Origin of the sequence: Pseudarthrobacter phenanthrenivorans (assembly GCF_036455295.1) — a bacterium.
Classification (GTDB): domain Bacteria; phylum Actinomycetota; class Actinomycetes; order Actinomycetales; family Micrococcaceae; genus Arthrobacter; species Arthrobacter phenanthrenivorans_C.
Window position 1 is genome coordinate 177600 of record NZ_JAYXNX010000004.1, and the last position, 22008, is coordinate 199607.

The 22008-nt window shown below is 63.0% G+C and carries 25 protein-coding genes and 3 pseudogenes; 11 read left to right on the plus strand and 17 right to left on the minus strand.

Annotated elements, in window-relative coordinates:
- Positions 1 to 150 precede the first annotated feature (150 nt).
- A complete protein-coding gene (locus VXJ37_RS06880) occupies positions 151 to 1098 on the minus strand; it encodes a LysR family transcriptional regulator (RefSeq protein WP_331322304.1) in 948 nt (315 codons plus the stop codon).
- A gap of 224 nt (positions 1099 to 1322) precedes the next feature.
- On the opposite strand from VXJ37_RS06880, the pseudogene VXJ37_RS06885 reads away from it, so the two are divergent.
- Positions 1323 to 2015: pseudogene (locus tag VXJ37_RS06885) on the plus strand (transposase); the annotation flags it as partial.
- 458 nt (positions 2016 to 2473) lie between these two features.
- On the opposite strand, the gene mhpA reads toward VXJ37_RS06885, so the two are convergent.
- Positions 2474 to 4093, minus strand: a complete 1620-nt coding sequence (gene mhpA, locus VXJ37_RS06890) for a bifunctional 3-(3-hydroxy-phenyl)propionate/3-hydroxycinnamic acid hydroxylase MhpA (RefSeq protein WP_331322306.1) — start codon at positions 4091 to 4093, stop codon at positions 2474 to 2476.
- 248 nt (positions 4094 to 4341) lie between these two features.
- Between mhpA and VXJ37_RS06895 the strand changes: the two genes are divergently transcribed.
- The 4 genes from VXJ37_RS06895 (at position 4342) to VXJ37_RS06905 (ending at position 5897) form a co-directional block, all read left to right on the plus strand.
- The gene (locus tag VXJ37_RS06895; RefSeq protein ID WP_331322488.1) at positions 4342 to 4680 is read left to right on the plus strand and encodes an MFS transporter; all 339 of its coding nucleotides are present in this window, start codon (positions 4342 to 4344) and stop codon (positions 4678 to 4680) included.
- A gap of 256 nt (positions 4681 to 4936) precedes the next feature.
- Positions 4937 to 5332 carry an MFS transporter gene (locus VXJ37_RS06900; RefSeq protein WP_331322307.1) on the plus strand — a complete coding sequence of 132 codons (396 nt, stop codon included), beginning with the start codon at positions 4937 to 4939 and terminating at the stop codon, positions 5330 to 5332.
- A gap of 72 nt (positions 5333 to 5404) precedes the next feature.
- Entirely contained in the window at positions 5405 to 5512 is a 108-nt protein-coding gene (locus VXJ37_RS21120; RefSeq protein WP_369605606.1) for a DAPG hydrolase family protein, read from the plus strand.
- 76 nt (positions 5513 to 5588) lie between these two features.
- The gene (locus tag VXJ37_RS06905) at positions 5589 to 5897 is read left to right on the plus strand and encodes a hypothetical protein (protein WP_331322308.1); all 309 of its coding nucleotides are present in this window, start codon (positions 5589 to 5591) and stop codon (positions 5895 to 5897) included.
- Positions 5898 to 5936: 39 nt separating this feature from the next.
- Here the strand turns inward: VXJ37_RS06905 and VXJ37_RS06910 are convergent, their stop codons facing one another.
- The 4 genes from VXJ37_RS06910 to VXJ37_RS06925 are packed head-to-tail and all read right to left on the minus strand — an operon-like array spanning position 5937 to position 9168.
- Complete coding sequence (locus VXJ37_RS06910) at positions 5937 to 6701, minus strand: IclR family transcriptional regulator (protein ID WP_331322309.1); 765 nt, start codon at positions 6699 to 6701, stop codon at positions 5937 to 5939.
- 28 nt (positions 6702 to 6729) lie between these two features.
- Positions 6730 to 7131: a nuclear transport factor 2 family protein gene (locus VXJ37_RS06915; RefSeq protein ID WP_331322310.1), complete on the minus strand. Its 402-nt coding sequence runs from the start codon at positions 7129 to 7131 to the stop codon at positions 6730 to 6732.
- Positions 7128 to 8387, minus strand: coding sequence for a DUF3500 domain-containing protein (locus VXJ37_RS06920; protein ID WP_331322311.1), 1260 nt, complete (start codon positions 8385 to 8387; stop codon positions 7128 to 7130). The genes VXJ37_RS06915 and VXJ37_RS06920 overlap by 4 nt, the downstream gene beginning before the upstream one ends.
- Positions 8388 to 8418: 31 nt before the next feature.
- Complete coding sequence (locus VXJ37_RS06925) at positions 8419 to 9168, minus strand: FadR/GntR family transcriptional regulator (protein ID WP_331322312.1); 750 nt, start codon at positions 9166 to 9168, stop codon at positions 8419 to 8421.
- A 77-nt stretch (positions 9169 to 9245) separates the two neighbouring features.
- On the opposite strand from VXJ37_RS06925, the gene VXJ37_RS06930 reads away from it, so the two are divergent.
- The 3 genes from VXJ37_RS06930 (at position 9246) to VXJ37_RS06940 (ending at position 12932) form a co-directional block, all read left to right on the plus strand.
- Positions 9246 to 10124 (plus strand): fumarylacetoacetate hydrolase family protein, encoded by an 879-nt coding sequence (locus tag VXJ37_RS06930; RefSeq protein ID WP_331322313.1) that lies wholly within the window; start codon positions 9246 to 9248, stop codon positions 10122 to 10124.
- A gap of 82 nt (positions 10125 to 10206) precedes the next feature.
- Positions 10207 to 11415, plus strand: a complete 1209-nt coding sequence (locus VXJ37_RS06935; RefSeq protein WP_331322314.1) for a CaiB/BaiF CoA transferase family protein — start codon at positions 10207 to 10209, stop codon at positions 11413 to 11415.
- Between the two features lie 2 nt (positions 11416 to 11417).
- Positions 11418 to 12932: a carboxyl transferase domain-containing protein gene (locus VXJ37_RS06940; RefSeq protein WP_331322315.1), complete on the plus strand. Its 1515-nt coding sequence runs from the start codon at positions 11418 to 11420 to the stop codon at positions 12930 to 12932.
- Between the two features lie 37 nt (positions 12933 to 12969).
- Here VXJ37_RS06940 and VXJ37_RS06945 read toward each other — a convergent pair whose 3' ends face one another.
- Both VXJ37_RS06945 and VXJ37_RS06950 read right to left on the minus strand, forming a co-directional pair.
- Positions 12970 to 13320 carry a hypothetical protein gene (locus VXJ37_RS06945; RefSeq protein ID WP_331322316.1) on the minus strand — a complete coding sequence of 117 codons (351 nt, stop codon included), beginning with the start codon at positions 13318 to 13320 and terminating at the stop codon, positions 12970 to 12972.
- Positions 13321 to 13415: 95 nt separating this feature from the next.
- Positions 13416 to 13844 carry a nuclear transport factor 2 family protein gene (locus tag VXJ37_RS06950; protein ID WP_331322317.1) on the minus strand — a complete coding sequence of 143 codons (429 nt, stop codon included), beginning with the start codon at positions 13842 to 13844 and terminating at the stop codon, positions 13416 to 13418.
- Positions 13845 to 14175: 331 nt separating this feature from the next.
- On the opposite strand from VXJ37_RS06950, the pseudogene VXJ37_RS06955 reads away from it, so the two are divergent.
- Positions 14176 to 14325: pseudogene (locus tag VXJ37_RS06955) on the plus strand (3-methyl-2-oxobutanoate hydroxymethyltransferase); the annotation flags it as partial.
- Between the two features lie 383 nt (positions 14326 to 14708).
- Here VXJ37_RS06955 and VXJ37_RS06960 read toward each other — a convergent pair.
- The gene (locus VXJ37_RS06960) at positions 14709 to 15149 is read right to left on the minus strand and encodes an Lrp/AsnC family transcriptional regulator (protein ID WP_331322318.1); all 441 of its coding nucleotides are present in this window, start codon (positions 15147 to 15149) and stop codon (positions 14709 to 14711) included.
- 80 nt (positions 15150 to 15229) lie between these two features.
- Here VXJ37_RS06960 and VXJ37_RS06965 point away from each other — a divergent pair, with 80 nt between their 5' ends.
- The gene (locus VXJ37_RS06965; protein ID WP_331322319.1) at positions 15230 to 15967 is read left to right on the plus strand and encodes an AzlC family ABC transporter permease; all 738 of its coding nucleotides are present in this window, start codon (positions 15230 to 15232) and stop codon (positions 15965 to 15967) included.
- Positions 15960 to 16286: a branched-chain amino acid transporter permease gene (locus VXJ37_RS06970; RefSeq protein WP_331322320.1), complete on the plus strand. Its 327-nt coding sequence runs from the start codon at positions 15960 to 15962 to the stop codon at positions 16284 to 16286. Before VXJ37_RS06965 ends, VXJ37_RS06970 begins: the two co-directional genes overlap by 8 nt.
- 164 nt (positions 16287 to 16450) lie before the next feature.
- Here the strand turns inward: VXJ37_RS06970 and VXJ37_RS06975 are convergent.
- From VXJ37_RS06975 to VXJ37_RS07010, 8 genes and pseudogenes are all read right to left on the minus strand, one after another.
- Positions 16451 to 16887: pseudogene (locus VXJ37_RS06975) on the minus strand (3-oxoadipyl-CoA thiolase); the annotation flags it as partial.
- Positions 16888 to 17097: 210 nt separating this feature from the next.
- Entirely contained in the window at positions 17098 to 17220 is a 123-nt protein-coding gene (locus VXJ37_RS06980; protein WP_331322321.1) for a hypothetical protein, read from the minus strand.
- A gap of 26 nt (positions 17221 to 17246) precedes the next feature.
- Positions 17247 to 17678, minus strand: coding sequence for a hypothetical protein (locus VXJ37_RS06985; RefSeq protein ID WP_331322489.1), 432 nt, complete (start codon positions 17676 to 17678; stop codon positions 17247 to 17249).
- On the minus strand, positions 17672 to 17986 hold the full coding sequence (locus tag VXJ37_RS06990; protein ID WP_331322322.1) for a hypothetical protein: 315 nt from the start codon (positions 17984 to 17986) through the stop codon (positions 17672 to 17674). The genes VXJ37_RS06985 and VXJ37_RS06990 overlap by 7 nt, the downstream gene beginning before the upstream one ends.
- A gap of 234 nt (positions 17987 to 18220) precedes the next feature.
- On the minus strand, positions 18221 to 19252 hold the full coding sequence (dmpG, locus tag VXJ37_RS06995; RefSeq protein WP_331322323.1) for a 4-hydroxy-2-oxovalerate aldolase: 1032 nt from the start codon (positions 19250 to 19252) through the stop codon (positions 18221 to 18223).
- A gap of 2 nt (positions 19253 to 19254) precedes the next feature.
- Positions 19255 to 20193: an acetaldehyde dehydrogenase (acetylating) gene (locus tag VXJ37_RS07000; RefSeq protein WP_331322324.1), complete on the minus strand. Its 939-nt coding sequence runs from the start codon at positions 20191 to 20193 to the stop codon at positions 19255 to 19257.
- Between the two features lie 30 nt (positions 20194 to 20223).
- Positions 20224 to 21024 (minus strand): 2-keto-4-pentenoate hydratase, encoded by an 801-nt coding sequence (locus VXJ37_RS07005; RefSeq protein ID WP_331322325.1) that lies wholly within the window; start codon positions 21022 to 21024, stop codon positions 20224 to 20226.
- 86 nt (positions 21025 to 21110) lie between these two features.
- Positions 21111 to 21872 (minus strand): alpha/beta fold hydrolase, encoded by a 762-nt coding sequence (locus tag VXJ37_RS07010; RefSeq protein WP_331322326.1) that lies wholly within the window; start codon positions 21870 to 21872, stop codon positions 21111 to 21113.
- Positions 21873 to 22008: the final 136 nt, after the last annotated feature.

Below are 22008 nucleotides of genomic sequence, written 5' to 3' on the forward strand. Positions count from 1 at the left end.
GGAATTCTGGTCTACCTAAAGCATGTGACACCAGTTACTTTTCGTCCATGTCGAAATCGGCGGCGATCGTTAACTACGTGTTAATAGTTCTTGACTGCTTACCGGGAGCATGCCATGTTGCCCTGGAGTAGGAGCTTAAGCGGCTGTTGGCTAGGGTGCAGCTGGACGCGGTAAGCCCTCACCTACGGCATCGGGTTCGGTACTGTCTTGGGCGAATTCTGCGCTTACTAGCCTGGCAAAGCGTTCCCCCAGTGAGGATGTGGGGCGTTGCCAGGTGCATACGTTAAATGTCACCGCAGGAATGTCATTCACCGTTGCCCAGAACACCCCAGGGTGTTGAATGGCCTGAGCCACAGGTTCAGGGACGAGGCAGACACCTAATCCGGTGACCACCATCGCCAATGCCTCGTCCAGATTGTGCACACGGGGTCCGCGCTTAGGTCGGCTGCCATCCGGACGAGGATCCGCCAACGCCCAACTGGTGTACCGCTCGTCCGCGGACGCCGGGACGAGGAACGGCTTACTGCTCAGCTGAGTTATGGAAATTTGGTCGTGGCTTGACTGAATGAGATCACGAGATGTGTCTGCGCTGAAGAGGACTGCGCGGGGAGCCGTTGAGAGGGTCCTTGTGGTCACTCCGTCGAACCAGTTGGGGCCCCAGCTGAAGGCGACGTCGATGCTGCCGTCACGCAACGCGCCAAGGATGGTGTCCCGGTCGATATGACGGAACTCCAAGCGGGCGCCATCCAAACGCTCGGGCACCTCCGTGAAGATGCCGGCCAGCCTGTCCGGTGCTCCCACGTGCACAAAGCCTACGCTGAGTACTTTTTCCAGGCGCTTGTTGGACCAGTACTGAATTCGGTCGACTGCGTCAATAGCCTCTTTGGCCAGGGGCAACAGTTCAGTTCCCTGCACGCTGAGTTCAACGCGTCGGGAAGACCTGACGAAGAGCGGCGCCCCGAGTAGAGACTCCAATCGATGGACCTGCTGACTCAACGCAGGAGTCGTCATGTGAAGTGACTGCGCCGCACGCGTGAAATGCAGGTGCTCCGCCACTGCGACAAAAGCACGCAGGGCGATGGTGCTTGGTTCAGCCACGGCCACTCCTGAAACGTTAAACTTCTCTTAAGAATAGGAACCTTTGAGCTGGCCCGCCAGACCTATAGGCCTGCAGGCTGGCTGCTTTTTCATTTTGGTCTCCCGGCCCTTCGTGATTCGCGGCTACGGTCTCGATCGGATTTCGAGTTTTTGGCTGGTCTAGAGATATGTAGCAGGAGGCGGCAGTTCGTGTGAGTGCCCCCGGGGCTGGTCCTTCTGAAGGGGCCTGGACTGGCGCCCATGAGCTCTGGCTGGTCCGCCAGCGCTTCGATACCCCGGACCGGCAGCTGACCTACGACTCTTCCCTTGAGGCGATGCATGAGATCTCGGACCGCCGTGACCGCGTCGACGAAGCGATCACAGGGATGGTATGCAGCAGTGAATACATAACCGTGGTCCGTGCGCTGCCGTGCCTGCGCGGCATCTCGACGCTGACCGCCTTTGGCCTGGCCGTGGAGATCGGTGACTGGGACCGCTTTACAGGCTCCAGGATCGGCGCTTATCGGGGCCTGGTCACGGCAGAGCATGCCTCCGGCGCGTCCCGGTCATTGGGCTCCATCCCCAAAATCGGCAATGGCCACGCCCGGCGGCTGCTTGTCGAGGCCGCCTGGCACCACCGCCGACCCTACAACAACCCGTCCCGGCTGATACGGTCCCGCTGGGAAGAAGCCACCTCAGAGGCACGAACCCGGGGTCACGCCGGGAACCGGCGCCTGCACGAGCGCTGGATCAGCTACCTCGACCGCCGCAAGCGTCCAGTCATCGCCAACGTCGCTATCGCCCGCGAACTCGCCGGCTGGTGCTGGTCACCGGCCACTGGCACACATCCGATCGCCGCCAGCTCCCTAACATCGTTGCCCTCTGGTACGAGTCGCGGCAGAGGGTGGCGTTTCTGGAAGGACCAGGTCAATGCCTAACACGACTTCATTGCCGCGACATTCGCCGGCGACAGGCAGTTCGTCCAGTGAGGCACGCCCCAACCGGGGGCAGCCAGAGTGCAGGTAAGCCCGCTGTAGGACGCCGTCACACTATTCCTGATAGCGGCGGGGCAGTTGCCGTTGCGATTTCCGACGGCCCGGACGGCCGTCATTCTGCCCCGCCGCAGTCAAGGGCGAGGCGGGTAAGTTCCGAGCGAAATTGCTGTACCGCTCGTAGAGGTCCTATATACCAAGCCTGGCCGGTCTTCCACGGTCCACGCTTCGTAGCGTGAGGCGTTGTCGTAGAGCCGTCTGCCGCCGCTGTGTTGCTGGACCCAAAGGATGTCACCGTTTGGAGTGACAGCATCAACAAGGCCACGGCAGACGCTGAACCCGTCTTGGCGAATTTCCACCCCCATACCGGGCAGAGCGCTCCAGTCCAGTACGCGGTGCATCAATCACACCTTAGAGGCGGTTGCGAGATGCCGGGAGCGAAGTCCTGCCAGGAAGCCCGAGGTGAGCTCCTTGGTTCTAACGCCGGTGGCTGTCCCGTACAGATGGAAGTCCGGCCTGATCAGTACGACGTCGACGGGGGACTCGGGTGTGCTGAGGGTGTCCAGCCATTGGTGGTACGTTCCATCGATGTCATTGATGATCTCCACGCCGTCAGAGACAACGCTGTCCTTTTCGAAGCTGGCCAGGCGGATCCCGATGAGCCCGAGGCGCCTCTGGTCTTCCAAGGAGATGCCCGTGAGCATGGAGCTGCGCTTTGTGAGAAGTACGCCTGGGCCGCCCAGCAGGTCATCCAACAGCATGGTCGTCTTGCCGGGCCCGGCCACCCGCCCCTGAATGGCGAGTTCTCCACCGTGCGGGCCGGTGTGCAGGCCAAGACCTAGCCCGGGGCGGGGAGGGGCCGGTGCTTTCCGGGTGGTTCCCCATTCAGCGATCATGCGCCCGTCTCGTGCCGCTGCTTCCCCCGGCTCGGTGAGGCAGATGACCTGACCAAGACTTATTGAGAACTTCACGAAGGCGGTGGCATGCTGGGAACGCTCCGGGCCGTATGTGTCCAGCAAAGAGTCATCAGCGAGGCCGTCGACGACTGCAGCCAGCTTCCAGGCCAGATTCATGGCGTCGCGGACGCCAGCTCCCAGCCCCTGACCGGCGAACGGGGGCATGAGGTGGGCCGCGTCGCCGGCAAGGAGAATTCGCCCCCGGCGCCACTCGGTTGCCCAGCATGCCTGGAAGGTGTAGACCGAGTGCCGTTCGAGCTTCGCGTTCTCCGCTGTGACGCCGTAAGGGGCCAGCAGTTCCCACGCCTTCTCCGTGCGGTTGAGTTCTTCCCGGGTTTCCCCCGGGAGGCGCATGAACTCCCAGCGGCGCCGCCCGGGCCCGCCGGGGACCATCGTCGCCGGGCGGGAGGTATCGCACAACTGAGAGGCGACGTGGGGAAAATCGAGGCCAGGTCCCGGCTTGACGTCAACTACGAGCCAGTCGTAAAAGAAACCCTCGTCATGCCATTCAATCCCGGCATGCTGGCGGACCGCACTGTTGGCTCCGTCGGCACCGATAAGCCAGCCGGACAAGGCGGTAACGTGTTCTCCGTCGCTGGTCCGGGTCAGTTTGACGCGGATGCTGTCCTTGTCTTGGGATATGTCCCCGGCTTCCCAACCACGGAGGACGGTGACCGTGGGCAGTTCCTTGACCAGTGCGTCAAGACGGTCCTCCAGCGCAGGCTGGTTGAAGAAGTAGGTGTTGTACCAACCCGATTCCCCGCGCCCGCTCCAATCAACCTCGACAAGAGTTTCCCCTTGACCGTTCCGCCAGATGTACATGTCGTCATAGGGCTGGGTCACGTCAGGGATGCTGTCGGGGGCGAGCCCCACGGATTGCAGGATCCGCGCAAAATCCGAGCAATGCGTCACGGCGCGAGGAAGCGGATATCCCGTTTCCTTGCGGTCGACGACGAGCACCCGGTGCCCCCGGCGTCCGAGCTGGAGCGCGAGCAGCTTCCCCACGGGCCCGAAACCGACGATGGTTACGTCTGCACTCTGCAGGCCTGAGCCGCCGATGGTCTTCATTGACATACCTTTCGATCTCACGCCTCTGCTTCGAGGCATCACTGCATCAACCGTAAGGAATTCAACGTGATTCGACTCACAGAGTGTCCCGATTTGCGGGACAGCAATTGCCTGAAGAAACACTCTTCCTGATTTCAGGGCAGCTATGTTGTTCAGCTCACACACTGGTCCCCCAGTAACGCCATGGAACGCCGTCGAAGGAGGTGCGGCCCAGTTGGAGACCCTGTTCGCCTCAGCCGCCGCGCTGACTGGGCTCTCCCCGGGCGGCCTCGTCATGGTGCCCGGGCCGCTTCGTGGCCGGTCTTGGCGTCGGAGCAGCGTTGACAACAGCCATGACCGTGGCACGGAACAACGCTCCCGCGAGTCGGGGATCCCTCGTCGTCACCATCACCATGGCCGGGATTCCACTCGGCGGCGTTGTTGCGCCTCTGATCGCCGTTCCTATGCTGCCGGCCTCCGGATGGCGTCCGATGTTCTTCATCGGTATTGCCCGTACCCTCGCGATCCTGGTTGCCGTCCTTCTGACGAAGTTCCCGGTCACCACTGAAGACGAAGTGGCCGGGCCGTGCTTGGACAACCCGGCATAAGCTGGGGCCGTCTTCTCGGGCCGCTGGGCAGTGATGGCGCTGATCCTTGCTGGATGTGCTATCGCGAACATGGTCGCCTGGTAGGGCCTGAACTCATGGGTTGACGAAGCCATGATCGGGCTTCGGCTGAACCTGCAGGCAGCCCTGCTGTTCAGCTTTGTCTTAACCGGGGCAGCTGTAATCGGCTCCTTCGCGACCGCCTGGATCGCCGACCGCTGGGTAACGGGGCTTCCCTCGCGGCCGTTCGCACCGGAGCATGCACCTTCTGGGGCTCGTGGGCATCCTGGCCCTGCCCTTCTCGGCACTGGTGGCTGTTGCCTGGGGGCTTATGGGCATCGGCGGGCCCTCGACAATGAACCCTGTGCACACCGCTACCTCCGACATCTACCCGCTCTCGCCCAGGGCAACCGCTCTGGGCTGGTCAAACGGCACCTCCTTCATCGGCGCCTTCCTCGGCTCGACCCTAGGCGGGATCGCGATCGCCACCGGTGGATCGTTCAATGCCTTTAGCACCTTCGCGACGGCTGCCGCTGTGTGCCTGGTCGCGGTGGCGGGCCTATACGTGGCTGACCGGAAAAATACTCACGCTTCGTTCCGTCACCCGCAGGGCCGCCATGGCGAGCCGCTTTTCCCTTCGGAGGTTCCCGCATGACACTGTTACAGCACACCCCCACTGAACCCTGCACGTACTGGAGGGCTGCTGGTTCCGGGGGCCGTCCGGCTGCTGGATCCCGCACCGATGACCCTCGAAACAGGCTTCCGCCGTCTTGACTCCGGTGTCCTGCACGTCGCCGCACAGACTGATATGCACGCATGCACCGGCGAGATGTGATAGAGTTACCGGAGCCGACCGAGTTCTTCACCGCTCCGCCTGCTCGGCCGCGCGTGAAAGCGGCGCCATTTCCACGGTGATTACCGGGCACATGGGGTTCGGCCATGACGCCCCGCGCCGAGAGGACGGCTCGGTGCTGGGCGGGCGTCTGCTGCATAGCGGCAGGGACACCGAATGGGGTCTGGTGTTACGCAGCCACATCCTGCTCGGCTACGACCTCCCCGGAACCGGAATGTCCCCTGACCAAGTCACCGCCAAAGTCCACGAGGCGCTCGGGCCCAACCCCCTCCAGCACGCCTACGACCAGCTCACGTTCCTCTCACGGATCCTGCCGCCGCTCTACGTCGCAGAAAACCGGGGCATGAGTATCCCGCGGCCCTGGTAAAAAAGTCCACAACAACCGCCACAAATAGGCGGGCCGGACTCAACCGAGTCCGGCCCGCTTCTTGCGCTCCAAATGCTCCCTGGCACCCGGGAGGTCAATGACCGGATTGAGCTCCTTCAGGGCCTCCAGGGCTGCGGGGCTTTTGGCGGCGAAGCGGCTTGTCGGCATAACGACAGCGATGGCCTGCAGTGCACCGGTTGGACCGGTCATTGCTGTGGCGAGGGCACAGATGCCCAGATCATGTTCTTCAATGTCCACGGCCACGCCGACGCGTCGAACGAGTTGCACTTCGTCCTGAAGCTCCAGCCTGTTGATGACGGTGGTGTCCGTGAATCGTTCGAGTTCCTGGGGGAGGAGGTCCTCGGCCCGGGCCGGTGGAAGCGCCGCCAGCAGGGCCTTGCCGACGCAGCTGGCGTGTAGTGAGAAGCTCCTGCCGACCTTGGTGACACCCTTGAGGCGCTCAGGGGAGGCTACCTGGTCGACGATGACAACTTCGCGGCCACTGAAGATGGCCAACTCGGCGTTCTCGTTTGTCGCCCGCGCCAGGGCGACAAGCTGACCGCGGTTGGCGCTTAGCAGGTGAAGATGGCCGGCCATGCCGAATTTCAGCACGCCCGGGCCCAGGGCGTACCCGGGGCGGCCTGGTGTGCGGACAACGTAAAGCTCGTCCTCCAGGTCCTGGATGGTCCGGTGCACGGACGATCGGGGAAGGCCTGTGCGGGCAGCGAGTTCAGACAGGCTAAGACGCCCCCGGCTTTCGGCGAGGGCGTCCAGGACCAGACTGACACGGGAAAGGGTCGTCACGGCTTCATCACCGGAACATCATTGCCTCTTAGGTTCCGGCCGTCCAGATGCGGCTGACGGTCAAGTGCCGAAGGGACCAATCCCCGCTGTTCACCAGGAGCTCGTACTGGCCAAGGGTGTGCACAAGTGGAGTGCCGCCCGTAAGTAGCCATCGCGTGTAATGGGCAGAGGCACGCCACTGGCCCTCCTCAGGTCCGGGGTTGACGATCAGGTTGCTCACGTCGTGCCGGTGCCCGTCGGGGCTGCTCCACAATCGTGTGAACAGTTCACGTGCCCCTGCCGGATTCGTGGACGTGGCAGTGGGAAACTGGACGTGGCTGTTTCCCAGCATGTCCACCACGGCGTCTACGTCCTTGCGGTCTGCGATGGCGACGTACGTGTGCAGGAGATTTGCGATATGGTGTCTGGCTTCGGCGGGTTGAATGCTCATCGGGCTACCTCCGAATGTGCTGCCTGCCATTGACGGACCCAGGACCGGCCATAGTCGTTGCCGTGTGGGGTCCGCAGAACAGTGTGGACATGGAATTGTTTGGGCGTGCGGTAGTCGAGGAACACTCCGCAGTGATGGTCAAGTTCGGCAATGACAACGGGGGACTGGATCCGGTAGTAGAAGACATCGCCGGGCTTGTGCCCGCCGATCCAGGAGAACCAGGTTTCCTCCAGGTGCTCTTTGACCTCGCGCATCCGTGCCGCACGGGGACCTTCCGGCAAGGGGAGGACGAATTTTTCGACGATTGAAAGCGCGATTTGTTGTGCTTCGGCGGGCATGTCCGCCACCCGGATCCCTTCAAAGGGGATGACCCGGTTGTCCTGGAACGCGCCGGCAAGGTGCCTTTCGTCTCCGGGGTGAACACGTCCCTCCGGCATGGCCGGGTCGACCATCTGCTGGTAGACCGTCGCGGCGGCCTGTTGGTCGGCGGGCAGCGCGGCCATGAGGTTGGTGCCAAGCTGGATCCGGTCTCCGAAGGCGGCAGTACCGGCGTGGGGTCCTTCGTCGATCTCGTTGGGCTCTGCTCCGAAGAAGACCGGGCTGAGGGACATGCGTCCATCAACGACAAGGCAGTTCACTGCGCAGTGGTGCCCGTACAACTGCCAGCCCCACGGTGCGCTCTGGTGGGGTGTCCCGTACAGGGCGAAGTTGTAGCTGAACTCGTTCAGGACACTTTGGAGTCCCACGACTTCTCCCAGGAAACCGTTGATCAGCATCATGCCGTGTGCGAGCTCATAGCCTTCCGGGCTTAGGGACGCCTTTACAAGCGCCAGAGCTTTTTCACGGACGTCCCGGGGCTGGCACTCGAGCCTGAGGCCTGTATCGAACTGCATGAATTCGGGGTTGGCCCAGGTTTGCCACTCCACGGCATCCACCGGGTAGGTGAGCTTGTCCCGGTCCTCAGCGGAAAGCGTGGCCAGCAGAGCCTCGGCTGCCTCGACCATGGCGGCAACCGGGGCCTCCTCGCCCGGCAATGCCGGTGCGAAAGGGTAAAGGCCCTCCCGCAGGAGGCCATCTTCCGTGACTCCACGGAATTCATTCAGGTAGAGAGGTGTCCACCCCTTAACCAGCTCACCGGTAAAGGTCCCCTCCGTCCGGGCCTCCTGGCGGTAGGCGTACGCATCGAGGCCCTTCACATCCTCGATGCGGGGATGGCCTTGCGGGAAAAGATACTGGCGGAATTCTGCTGTGCTCATGGGCGCACTCCTTCGTGCTCGGGTAATCGGGTCAGTGGTTGTGGTTGGTGACGGCCTGCCGGACAGTGGCGATGTCGCCACTGGCGATCGCTTCCACGAGTTCGGCGTGCACCCGCAGACGGTCAGCCCTGTAGGCCGCCGCCGCGGCTTCATCCTCATCGAAGCGTGATGAAGCCGACGACGACAGATGCCCAAGCGTGCCGATGTATACCGCCCGCGCCATCGCGTTCGGGCAGATCGAGGCTATCCTCTCGTGCAGCGCCCAGTTCGCCCGCATGAACCCGTCCCAGCCCGCGGAGGATTCCATGCTGGCCACGAGACGGCGCAGCTCCGAGAGGTCCTCGTCGGTGCGGCATCGGGCAGCCCCGACGTCAATCAGTTCTTCGAGGTGGTCCCGCAGTTCAATAGCATCCATCACGGCAGAAGGCTGTTCCCCGACCGTCAGGAGCGTGTGGCGCAACCGGACCACAGGGCTGGTTTCGGCGACGAACAGGCCGCCGGTCCGGCCTGGACGGATCTCCAGCACCCCTCGCTCCCGCAGAAGCCGGACCGCTTCACTGACCGTCGCGCGGGCATAACCGGTCTCTTCCCGCAGCGACGGCAGAGTCCCCACGAGGGTTCCCGGCTCAAGACCCTGGGCACGGATCCGCTCTTCCAGGGCGGCAGCCAGATGTTCAGCCCGCGAACGGGGCGCGGCCAGATTTAATCCTGCAGCCGCAGCATTATGAGGTGTCCCGGAATGCTGAACGGCGGGCTGTACGGCGCCGGAGATCTGTGTCATGCTCCTATTGAAGCACAAAAGGTGCGAACGTTTTAGCTCTTTTTGACAGTGGCTGTCGAAGCGTGAAGGGAAGACCCATGAAAATCGTCGGTATCCGCCGCAATGCTGGACCCGTAGAGGTCGCCGCACTCTCCGAGGACGGGCAGACCGTCTCCGTGCTGGCCGGGCTGGAGCAGTTCTGGGCCGCACCGGCCCGGCACCTTGGAGCAGAGGCATCCGGGGAAACCCTGCCCGCCGCCGGTGTGGAGTTCGTCCCGCCGGTGCTGCCCGGCGCCCGCGTGATCTGCATTGGCCTGAACTACCTCAAACACGTCGCCGAAGGCTCCTTCAAGGACCAGGAACTTCCCGAACACCCGACCCTGTTCGCGCGGTGGACCCAGTCCCTCACCGTGGACGGTGCCGCGGTTCCTGTCCCATCCGGGGAAGATGGTCTGGACTGGGAAGGCGAGATCGTCGCCTGGGTCGGTGACACCCTCGTGGACGCCTCACCGGAGGAAGCACTCGACGCTGTTGTCGGCTATTCGGTCTTCAACGACCTCACCGCCCGCCGGGCCCAAAAACTCACCTCACAGTGGATCCTGGGCAAGAACGCCGATCTTTCCGGTCCGGTCGGACCCATGGTCCCCGCTGCTGAGGTCGGCGACCTGCGCGACGGCCTGCGGGTCCAGACCCGAGTCAACGGCGAGACCGTGCAGGACGGGAACACCACCGAGATGGTCTACACCGTAAGTGAAACTCTGGCGCACATCTCCAAAACCTTCACCCTTCGCCCCGGTGACCTGCTCGCCACCGGAACGCCCTCCGGCGTTGGCTACGCACGCACCCCCCAGTGGCTCCTCCAGCCCGGGGACACCGTCGAAGTTGAGGTCGAGAAAATCGGCACGCTGCGCAACACCATCGTTGGCAACGAAGCCCGCCACGCCGCCGCCCGCGAGATCCAGGGAGCACTGCGGTGAGGGTCCAGCTCATCCTGCCGTCTGTCACAGTCCCTGCGTCAGGCCGGCCCTCTAGCCTGCTCATCGGCAAAGGTGCCGCGGAATGAACAGAACCGACAACCCACTAGGCCCGCTGGCGGGCCACACGGTCATCGACCTCAGCCGGGCCCTGGCCGGACCGCACGCCGGCATGATGCTGGCTGACCTTGGTGCCCGCGTCATCAAGGTGGAAAACCCCGGAACCGGTGATGACACCCGCGGCTGGGGGCCGCCCTTCGTGGGCCCCGAGGACGACCTGCAGTCCACTTACTTCATGTCCTGCAACCGCAACAAGGAGTCCATCACACTGGACCTGAAGAGCGGGGACGGCCAGGCGGTGCTCCGCGGGCTGCTGGAGCGCGCCGACGTCGTGATCGAAAACTTCCGTCCCGGCGTGATGGACAGGCTGGGTTTCTCCACCGCCGCCATGCACGAACTCAACCCGCGGCTGGTGATCCTGTCCATCACCGGCTTCGGGCACGATGGGCCGGAGTCCCAGCGCAGCGGCTATGACCAGATCCTCCAGGGCGAGGCCGGGCTCATGTCGCTGACCGGTTCCGGGCCGGACGACCCGCAGCGTGTGGGCGTGCCTATCGCGGACCTGCTGGCCGGTATGAACGGTGCGTTCGGCGTGCTCGCAGCGCTGGTGGAGCGGGAGCGGACCGGACGCGGCCAGGTGGTGCGCACGTCGCTGCTGGCATCGCTGATCGGCGTGCACGCCTTCCAGGGAACGCGCACCACCGTAGCCGGCGAAGTGCCTCAGGCCCAGGGAAACCACCATCCGTCCATTACCCCCTATGGCCTGTTCGCATGCCGCGACGGCAGCGTCCAGATCAGCGTGGGCAGCGAAAAGCTTTGGGCCTCTTTCGCCGCCGCCTTAGGCCTGGACCCCGCCGCGCCCGGCTTTGCCAGCAACGCCGAAAGAGTGCGGAACCGGGCCGGGGTGATTGCCGCCGTCGAACGCGTCTTTGCCGACTACGGCGCGTCCGAACTGCTGCAGAAATTGAACGACGCCGGGATCCCGGCCGGGAAGGTCCGCTCACTGGACGAGGTGTACGCCTGGGAGCAGGTTGCCTCCCAAGGCCTCGTGGTGGACGTTGACCACCCCCTGCTCGGCAAGGTCAGCCTGCCCGGCCCGCCACTGCGGTTCTTCGCACCCGGCGACACCGCGGAGACCACCCTGACCAAACACGACGCGCCACCGTTACTCGATGAAGACGGGCCGGCGATCCGGGAATGGCTGGGCCTGGCCGCAGCGCCCGGGGTGAAATAGCCATGGCGACGACAGAAAAGGTGCGGCACCTGACTGCCGCCGAACTGCTGAACGCGGTGGTGGACCAGGGTTCGTTTGTCTCATGGGACACAGAGCCCGAGCAGCCGGTGACATCCTCGGAGTACGCCCGCGACCTGGCCACGGCGCGTGAGCGCAGCCGCGTCGACGAGTCCGTGATCACCGGCGCGGGGCTCATCCGCGGCCGACGGGTGGCCCTGATTGTCAGCGACTTCTCTTTCCTGGCCGGGTCAATCGGCCATGCGGCGGCCCAAAGGATTGTTGCCGCCGTCGAGCGTGCTACCGCGGAGGGACTGCCGCTGCTGGCCGGCCCCGCCTCAGGAGGAACGCGGATGCAGGAAGGGACGCTCGCGTTCCTGTCCATGGTGAAGATCACCGGCGCTGTACGGGCCCACCGGAAGGCCGGGCTTCCCTACCTTGTCTATCTTCGTCACCCCACCACAGGGGGCGTCATGGCATCCTGGGGATCCCTGGGGCACATCAACGTTGCCGAACCGGGCGCTTTGTTAGGATTCCTTGGCCCCCGCGTGTACGAAGCGCTCCACAGCGAACCGTTCCCGGACAACGTGCAGGTCACGGAGAACCTCTTCAACAAAGGACTGATCGATGGCGTGGTGGACCCAGCCCACCTGGCTGACCTGGTGGACCGGGCACTGGGCATCCTCATGCCCTGCCGGTACACCGTCTCAGTGCCAGCCGCCCCGTCCACCCTGTCCGTCAGCCCCGCCGAGGTCGACGCCTGGACCTCCATCGGAATCTCCCGCCAGCCGCGGCGGCCGGACCTCCGCCAGCTCCTCAAGTACGGTGTCACCGACACGCTGCCCCTAAACGGAACCGGGCAGGGGGAGAAGGATCCCGGGCTGCTGCTCGCCTTGGCCCGGTTCGGCACCCAATCCTGCATCGTCCTGGGCCACTCGCGCCCACTGCGGAAGGACGCACCCGGCATGGGTCCAGGCTCCCTCCGGGAAGCCCGGCGCGGGATGAAGCTCGCCGAGGAACTACGTCTGCCACTGCTCACGGTCATTGATACCGCCGGCGCCGCACTGTCGCAGGAGGCGGAGGAAGGCGGACTGGCCGGCGAGATTGCACGGTCGCTGTATGACCTGATCGGACTCGAATCACCGTCGGTCTCGGTCCTGTTGGGCCAGGGTAGCGGGGGAGGGGCGTTGGCGCTGCTGCCGGCGGACCGCACCATCGCGGCGCAGCACAGCTGGCTTTCGCCGCTGCCGCCCGAGGGTGCAAGCGCAATCGTTCATCGCACCACAGTCTTCGCCCCTGACATGGCGCAGGCACAGGGCGTGAACGTGGCATCCCTCTACGCCAACGGCCTGGTGGACCACATCGTGGACGAACGCGACGACGCCGCACGAGAACCCCGCGAGTTCTGCACCCGGATGGCACATGCGATCGAATACGAGCTCGCGTCTGTGGCGGGCGTCCCCATTCCCGAACTGTTGGCAGCCCGCGGACGGAAATACGGAAACCTGGGCGTCCTCTGACTGGCAGTGCGACCACCTTGGCGGCGCGCCACTGCTGCTACTGGTTCGCTTGGGTCTGCGGGCCCGTGAAGTCGCAGAGCTGACAGATGATGATATTGATTGGCGGTCCGGAACGGTCCGGATCAGAGGCAAAGGCTATGCCTGTCAGCTCATGCCGGTGCCGGCCGATGTCGGTCAGGGCCATTGCTGCGTATCTGGATGCGCGTGGGAGGCCGATGGCCAGTGCGCGGCATATTTCCTCATAGAGCGTGCCCCATACCAGGCGTTGAGACGGGTCGGCATGACCAATGTCGTGGTCAAAGCGGCGCGACAGGGCGCCCAGCATGACACCCGCCAGTACGCCGAGGTAGACAACGCCGCCGACGATGCTGGTCGTCTGTTCGTTCAATGCCGAGGCCGGGCCCCTGAAGCAGGAGGGGTACGACTGCGCCGAAGACAATCAGGTGTAGCCTTCCATGACCGTGACGAGCATGCAGAGGATGACTACCACAGCGTTCGATAGGTAAGGCCGGGTGGAGCGGTCCGCATGGGTTGCCGTGATGGTGGGTCCTTGGGGAAGTGGTGGCACGTTATTGTGCCTTGGTATTTAGTTCGTTTTGACTCGGTGATCTGACCAGATGAGGTTGTTTGATGTGTGTGTGAAGTGGCCGGTGTAGCGGCCGATCGCTTCACAAACAGGGCCGCGGGGTCGGCCACGGACCAGCGTTGATAGATCGCGTTGTATTCGATGGAGTGCGTGCCCGGTTCCAGGGTCAGGTTGGTGACGAGGTGACGGGTGCGGGGCGGGTGGGGAAAGATGGAGGCGAAGAACGAGGTGATATCGCTGCTGCCGCTTACTGCCGGGTTGTTCTTGAAGTGCAGCTCGGCGTCTACGAGCGGGGCTGCGGCTGCTTCCGGGTCCTGGTTGTCCATTGCTCTGCAGTAGCGGGCAAGGGACTCCTCGATAGTGTGGCGGATCTCTGGCAGCGCCAATGTGCTGCCGAAGACCTAACGGGGTGTCATCGCTTGGCAGCGCTTAGGCAGGAGGATTCCACAAGTTCGACGCGTGCGCCCAGATCGGAGCCAAAGTCCCTTACCAGCTCGGAAATGCCGTCAGTCTGGGCGACGCCGTAGATATAGAAATCGGGACGGACGAGTAGGGCGTCGGCGCCGAGGGCATCGAATCACTGGCCGTAGGCTTCGGTGGCGTCTACCGTTGTCGTTGCCGCGGGCTCCGGGCCAAACTCGATGACTTGGAATCCGAGGTTGTACCACTGGAAGAGTTCTGGTCTGGCTGGACATGGCAGGCGTACGCGGCGGAAAAACGGCGAAGTTCGTCAAACAGTACGCCGATCTCCGGGTGATCCTGGCCTGTGCTGCCACCGCCTACGGCGAGGAAGTAGGCTCCGGCCGTGGGCAAATCTCAGCATGGTTAGAAGGGAAGTTTAGGTCAGATCTCTCAGCGCCGAGCAGGCGATTGAGGGAATGCCCCGACTGGTCAGGCAGGCCTCCGAGCGCGGCCGGCTTGACCAGAGATTTGGTTCCCTAAACGGGGGTTTCGTGTCCGGCAGTAACGTTTCGCGTGCAGTGGCCCCTGCATACTGGATATCGGAGGCAAAGGCCGGGCTGAGCGCTACGTACGTGCGCTGTTGCTCCACATTCTGCTGCGTCGGTGCGGCTGCCGTGAACGATGTGCCCCCGTAATTGCCAATAACCTTGAGTTAGTAGGCTCGCGATGCTGTTGCTGGACGTTGAATTCTTCGAACTAACTAGCCTAGGAGACATCCGCTTACGCCGTCAGGTCGGGGATTTGACTGTTTTCATGGTGAAACGCGAGGCGACTTTCTGGATTCCCGGCAAGGTCAGGATGTGTTCGCTGAGGAACTCTTCATAGGCTGCAAGGTCGTTGACGGCGATTCTGATGAAGTAGTCGGGGGAACCGAACATTCGGTGGATTTCGGTCACCTCGTCGAAGTTCGCCATGGCGTCCTCGAAGCCGTAGACGCTGTGGCGGTCGAAAGCGTTCAGGTCGACATCGAGGATGACTTCGAACGTCCGGCCGAGTGCTGCGGGGTCGACGACGGCCCGGTATCCGAGTATGGTCCCGGACTCCTCGAGCCGTTGCACACGCCGAAGGCATGGCCCCGGGGTGAGGTTCACTTTGTCCGCAAGATCGACATTGGAAATACGCCCATCCCGCAGTAGTTCGGCAATTATTGCACGATCAATCTTATCCATAAATAAATATTGCATGAAGACCGCTAATTTGTGCAATATTGGCAATCGCATGGCTTGGCCACTCAGGGAGCATTGAAGACGTGAACAAACCTCTACAAACTTCATCTCTTCTCATCGCCCCACTCGCCGCCCGACCTATCGACGAGATTCGATCAGGCCTCAAGGATTCCTTCGCGGCCGGCTTGGGTATGTTTCCGCTCGGAATCGCCTTCGGGCTTCTTGTTGTCCAATCTGGCCTGCCATGGTGGGTAGCCCCCGCACTGTCCTTGGCGGGCTTCGCGGGTTCCCTCGAAATGTTGCTCGTCGGGATGATGAAGGAGATGACCCCGCTGGGCACGATCGCGTTGACAACACTTTTGGTCAACTTTCGGCACGTCTTCTACAGCTTTTCGTTCCCTATGCACGTGGTGAAATCGCGTTGGGCCAAGGCGTACTCCGTCTACGCAATGATCGATGAGGCTTATGCCGTCACGGCAGCGTCAAAAGGGACGTGGACCGGCCGCCGACTGATCAGCCTGCAATTGGCGTTCCAGGCCTACTGGGTGGGTGGCGGACTCGCGGGAATCGCCATCGCCTCGTTGCTGCCAGCCCGCATCGAAGGGCTTGAGTTTGCCCTGTGCGCGCTCTTCGTCACGTTGACGCTCGACGCCGTGATGTTGAGTCAGCAGCTTCCCTCGCTCATGTTGGGGGCTGCGGCTTTCATTGCGGCAGCTGCAACGGTGCCTGACGTTGCCCCGTTCGCCGGACTGTTGACATTCGTCGCGCTGCTGATTGGGCGCTACACGCTGGCGCGTCGGAATGGAGCCCACAATGCCTGATACCTGCTACATCATCGCCGTTCTGGTGTTCGTCTTCACTATCACGCTCGCGCTCCGGGCATTGCCATTCGCGGCCCTGCGGCCGCTTCGTAAATCAGCCTTAGTCCGGAAATTGGCGCTCTGGTTGCCGGCAGGCATCCTCGTCATTCTGGCCGCATCCACCCTGCGCGGCGAGGCCGTCGCGGATCCCGGGCACTTGCTGCCTGCGTTGCTCGGGGTTGCCGTGACTACTGCCGCACACTTTCTTGGCGGGCGGCGAACGCTTCTAAGCGTCGGCCTGGGGACGCTGAGCTACGTTGCACTGGTCAACCTCATGTGAGCCTTCTTCGAAAAATCATGCCCTTCGAGCTCAATCCGTCAGCCCGCTTGTAAGGACATCGGGGGATCCGACGGACAGCAGTCGGCGATGTTGAACAGCACCATTTTGTTTTGCATCCCACCCTGAAGACTCTGGCCAAAGTTAGCCCTTTTAATAAATGTCTGACGCCAGCCGACGGACGTGTCGAACACGGCGGCGGGCTTCGCGAACGTCTTGCCCGGCTTCTCCATCACCCACGGGGCACGGCTTATCAATTCCACCCGCCGGCGACGACGATGTCCGCGGCGCTGACCTTGATTCTGTGGCTCGCCATTATGATGGCTGACGGGCCCGAGACGCAGAGCCGGTTATCAGTGTGCCGGGCGCACTGTCCGGGGTAGCCGTCGAGCAACTTGGCCACACGTGCCACGTTGCAGTTCTCCTCGCCGGCGCCCTAGGCGATGCCGAGGATCACTTCCTCCACGGTGGCCGGGTCAATGCCGGCGTCTTCGACGGCGGCGCGGACCGTGAGTGCAGCGAGGTCGTCCGGCGTGCAGAAGAGGGAGCCGCCGCAGCGGCCCCCGGGCGTGCGGGCGCCGCCAACGAGAAATGCCTCAGCCATGTTGTTGCTTTCCTTTGTTCGTTTTCACGCGAGTTTTCGTCACGGTCTTGCTGCCGCGATGCGATGTATCCGATGGGGCGAGTTACTTGAAGGCGGGGATGCCGGTAAAGTCAGGGCCCACGATGAGTGCCCGCATGGATTCGGTGCTCTCTGGGTAGAGACGACTTCCATATCGGCCATGTGGCGGCTGACATGGTTTTCCAGTAGGAGCTAGTTGCCGCCGAGCAGGTCACGTGCCGGGTTGCAGATCCACTTGCCCTTCTGGACTATAGCCAACTTGACCGTCGAAGCCTGGGCGACGGTGAGTTGGCCCCGGTCTGCGAGTTCGGCCATGCGGGTGCTGAGCAGCTACATGGTGGTCAGCTCGCTGAGCATGCTCGCCAACCGTGACTGCCCAGCTGGTAGGAAGCAACGGGTTTGCCGAACTGGTGGCGGGTCTGGGCGTAGTCGGCGGCGATCTCAAAAGAAGAGAATGGGTTGGTCAACCGCCTCCCTGGCCGCCCCGCCACGGGTTGACTGGAGCAAGCGGGACACGTCACGGAACGAGGGAAGCCTTCCAGGCTCTTGACTGCGGCCAGGCGCATTTGTTCGATGACGATGTCGGCCTGGAAAATGGCGCGTTCCCCCTTGCCGGTGCTTACGGTGGGGGAGTAGCGCGTCGGGTATCGGCCGTCGTCGTCCTTTTCGATGACGAACGCGTTCACGTTCCCGTCCCCGGTGTTACGGGCGAAGAGGACCATGACGTCCGTGAGGTGCCTGTTGCCGATCCACCGTTTGTGGCCGTTCAGGATCCAGTGGTCCCCGTCGCGGCGGTGCTGTTCTCCAGGGCAACGGAGTACGAGCCATGCTCGGGTTCGGTCAGGGCGGAGGCTCCGGTCATTTCAATGCGGGCCAGGGCCGGGAGGCAACGTTCCTTTTGCTCGGGGCTAGCGAGGATGTTCAGGGCTCGCACGCAGGGTTGGAATGGATGCCGAGGCACGACACGCTGCTCGGCGAATGCACGGACCTTGTCCCGAACGGCGATCTCCTCGGGTGCGGGGCGGTCATCCAACATAAAGTAATCGGAGACCGTTGCACGCTGATCAACTGTGGTCGTCATGATTGAACTGTCCGTTCTTAAACTTGCTGGAACTGAGGTGATACTGCGACAGGGAATTCTACTGCTTGCACACGAGAGGCCCGATCGCTCCGGCGTAGACAGCGGAGCGGGGAGTCCCTTGACGTTCAGGGACTCCCCGCCGAGGAAGCATTTGTGTTGCGATGACGCGGTGGATGGGCCCCGTAGACGACGTTGTACAGGGGCTGGTCATGATAATCTGTCCTGGGCGGTGATCTAAGCGACGCGTGTGCCGGAGGCGAGTTGGACGGCGACGTCGACAATCATGTCTTCTTGTCCGCCGACGTAGCCGGCTTTGCCGATTTCTTCGAGGATTTGCCATGCAGGGATGCCGTAGCGTTCGGCGGCGCGTTCGGCGTGGATGAGGAAGGAGGAGTAGACCCCTGCGTATCCCTGCATGATGGAGGCGCGGTCCATGATGGGCATGCGGGTGATGATGGGTTTGACAATGTCTTCCGCAGCGGCCATGACGCCGTGGACGTCGACACCGGTGTGGATGTTCAGGCGTTCGAAGGAGGCGGCGAGGACTTCTGTAGGTGAGTTCCCGGCGCCGGCGCCGAGGGCGAGGAGCGTCCCGTCGATTTGCTGGGCTCCGGCGCGGGCGGCGTAGACGGAGTTCGCGACGCCGAAGGACAGGTTCTGGTGGCCGTGGAACCCGACCTGGGCGTCGGTGCCGAGTTCGGTCACGAGCGCTGTGACGCGGTCCGAGACGTCTTCGAGGATGAGGGCACCGGCGGAGTCGACGACGTAGACGCACTGGCAGCCGGCGTCGGCCATGGTGCGTGCCTGTTTGGCGAGGTTTTCCGGTGTGGTGCGGTGGGAGAGCATGAGGAACCCGACGGTTTCCATGCCGAGTTTCCGGGCGTGAGCGAAGTGTTGAATGGAGACATCGGCTTCGGTGCTGTGGGTGGCGATGCGGGCCACCGTGGCACCGGCATCATGGGCTTGGTTCAGGTCGTGAATGGTGCCCAGGCCCGGAAGCATGAGGACGGCGATCTTGGCGTTTTTGGCTTCGTCGACGGCGGCGCGGACGAGGTCCAGTTCCGGGGTGAGGGAGAAACCGTAGTTAAAGGAGGAACCGCCGAGCCCGTCACCGTGGGTGACTTCAATGACCTCGACCTTGGCGTCGTCCAGGGCCCGGACGATCGTACGGACATGTTCTTCGGTGAATTTGTGGCTCATGGCGTGGGAGCCGTCACGCAGGGTGGTGTCAGTAAGCCGGACGCTCAGGCCGTTTGTCGCGGTCATGGTTATGCTCCTACGGGTGTCGACGGGGTGGCGGCGTCCATGCGTTCTGCGAGCAGGTCAGCTGTCCGGGTGGCGGCGGCGGTGATGATGTCCAGGTTCCCGGCGTATTCAGGCAGGTAGTCAGCAGCGCCCTTGACCTGGACCCAGACACCGACCCGGCCGTTGCCGTTCCAGTCCTCGCGGGCGGTGTCGAACTGGGGGTCCACGCGCAGGGAGTAGCCGGGGACGTAGTCCTGAATCTTGGTGACGGCGTCGTGGATCGCAGCCGTAATCTTGTCCTGCTGCTCGCCGGGTTCGGCGGCGTCGGCGGGAATCGCGGCGTAGATGGTGTTGCGCATGATCATGGGCGGTTCCACCGGGTTGATGATGATGATGGCCTTGCCGCGTTTGGCGCCGCCGACCTCTTCGAGGGCTTTGGCGGTGGTTTCGGTGAACTCGTCCACGTTGGCCCGGGTGCCGGGCCCGGCGGACTTGGACGCGATCGAAGCGACGATCTCGGCGTAGTCAACGGGGACGACGGAGGAGATCGCGGCGACTATGGGGGTGGTGGCCTGCCCGGCGCAGGTGATCATGTTCACGTTCAGGACATCCTGCAGGGCGTCGAGGTTCACCACGGGGCAGAGGTAGTGTCCGACGGCGGCGGGGGTCAGGTCAATCGCATGGATCCCGGCGTCCTTGTACTTGGGGGCGTTGACCTCGTGGGCTTTTGCGGAGGTGCATTCGAACACGAAGTCGGGGAGTTCGTCCTGGGCCAGGAGCCAGTCCACGCCCCCGGCGGAGGTAGTGATGCCGAGGCGGGCGGCGCGGGCGAGCCCGTCAGAGTCGGGGTCAACGCCGATCATGTACTTGACTTCGAGGTTGGTGCTGTGGCGCATGATTTTGAACATCAGATCAGTGCCGATGTTTCCTGAGCCGACAATCGCGGCCGTCTTCTTTGCCATGGTGGTGTCCTTTGGTATTTCCTGGCGGAATCAGATGAAGTGAATGGTGAGCTTGCCCAACGGACCGAAGTCCGCCACAGCGGTGCTTCCGGCGGTTACTGGCTCGGCCTTGGTGAAGGACCCGGGAAGGATCAGCTGACCGGCTTCCAGAGCCACACCCTGCTCGCCGAGGACATTAGCCAGCCAGGCGAGTGCAGCGACAGGGTTGCCCATTACATCCGTGCCGGTGCCGGCGCCGGTGACTTCGCCGTCGATCACCAGCGAACAGGTGACGTCCAGAAGACCAGTGGGATCTGCGGGATCCAGCTCCAGCGGCTGGGCGCTGACGGCGATAGCGCCGCAGGAGGCGTTATCGGCGATCGTGTCGACCAGTTTGATGTCCCAGTCCCTGATCCTGGAGTCAATGATTTCGATGGCAGGGTAGATGGCACCGACAGCGGCCGCGGCTTGCTCCACCGTGACACCCGGACCCTCAAGGGACTCCTTCAGAACAAAACCGAATTCCGGTTCCACCTTGGGCTGGATGAAGTGGGCCGTAGGAATGCGGGCCTCATCATGATGCACCATGTCCTCAAAGAAGAAGCCAAAATCCGGAGAATCCACCCCGAGTTGCTTCTGCATGGCCAGGGATGTTAAGCCGACCTTCCGTCCAGCCAGCACCCGCCCGGTAGCAAGGTGGTTTTCGAGCTGCACAGTCTGGACGCGGTAAGCATCTGCCAGCGTCATTCCCTCGAACCGGTCCCGTAACGGAGCTACCGGCACCAGCGACTCGGTTGCTTCGAGCAGTTCGCCAGCGAAATGCTCGAGGACGGCTTTGACGGTGCGACTCACAAGAACCTCCATACATTCTTAGATTTCCGGTCGTGCCGGGCAGAATCGAGACAGCTGAATCGTGCTGTGGCGCCGACTGGCAGATGCTATTGCTGAGCAATGAACGAGGCCACAGTCCGGTTGAATTCATCGGCGTGCTCCAGTTGCACCCAATGGCCGCACCGGTTGATGATCACCAGCCGGGCATTTTCGATGGCACCAACCAGGCGTAGCGAGTGTTCGACGTTCAGAACGCGATCGTCCCTGCCGTGAATCAGCAGGACCGGCACCTTGATTCTCGCGATCTCGTCCTGGGTGGCCGGCTTGAGGATGATCGGCAGGTGCTCGTCGAGGTCGGCAACGAAATTCTCTCGATGCTGCGGATACTTCAGCGTATTTCGCGATCGCTCGATCGCAACGTCTTGCGAATCGCTGCCTGAATCGAAAGTCATGACGTCGACCAGTCGCGCCATGTTTTGCGGAGAGGGATCACGGTAGGCCTGGAACAGGACTTTTAACCCCTCAGAGGGGCCATCGGCCGGACCGAACAGCATGCGCTGACCAACCATTGCGGCCCCCATTGTTACCACGTGAGTGACACGTTCCGGATAGCGCGCCGCAAACGCGAGCGAGGTAACCGCTCCCATTGAATTCCCGACGACGGCGATACGCTCAATTTCCAGTTTGTCGAGGATTTCGACGAGGGTGGCTGCATGGTCGCGGTCGCGTACCCGCATCGGATGGGATTCACCCCAGCCAGGCATGTCGATGGCCAAAACCCGGAACTGACTCGACAGCGTCATGATGTTCGGACCGAAGTTGCTCCATGCCGTCGCGCCGGGGCCGCTGCCGTGTAGAAGCACGAGCACTGGTCCTTGGCCTACATCGTGGTAGTGGATGTCTCCCGTAGACACGGTGATGTACCGTGTTGAGCTTCGCTCGAGGTTGGAATTTGCCGTTCCAGGCCTCTGATAATCTCTGGAAACTGCGGCGGTGGGATCTATG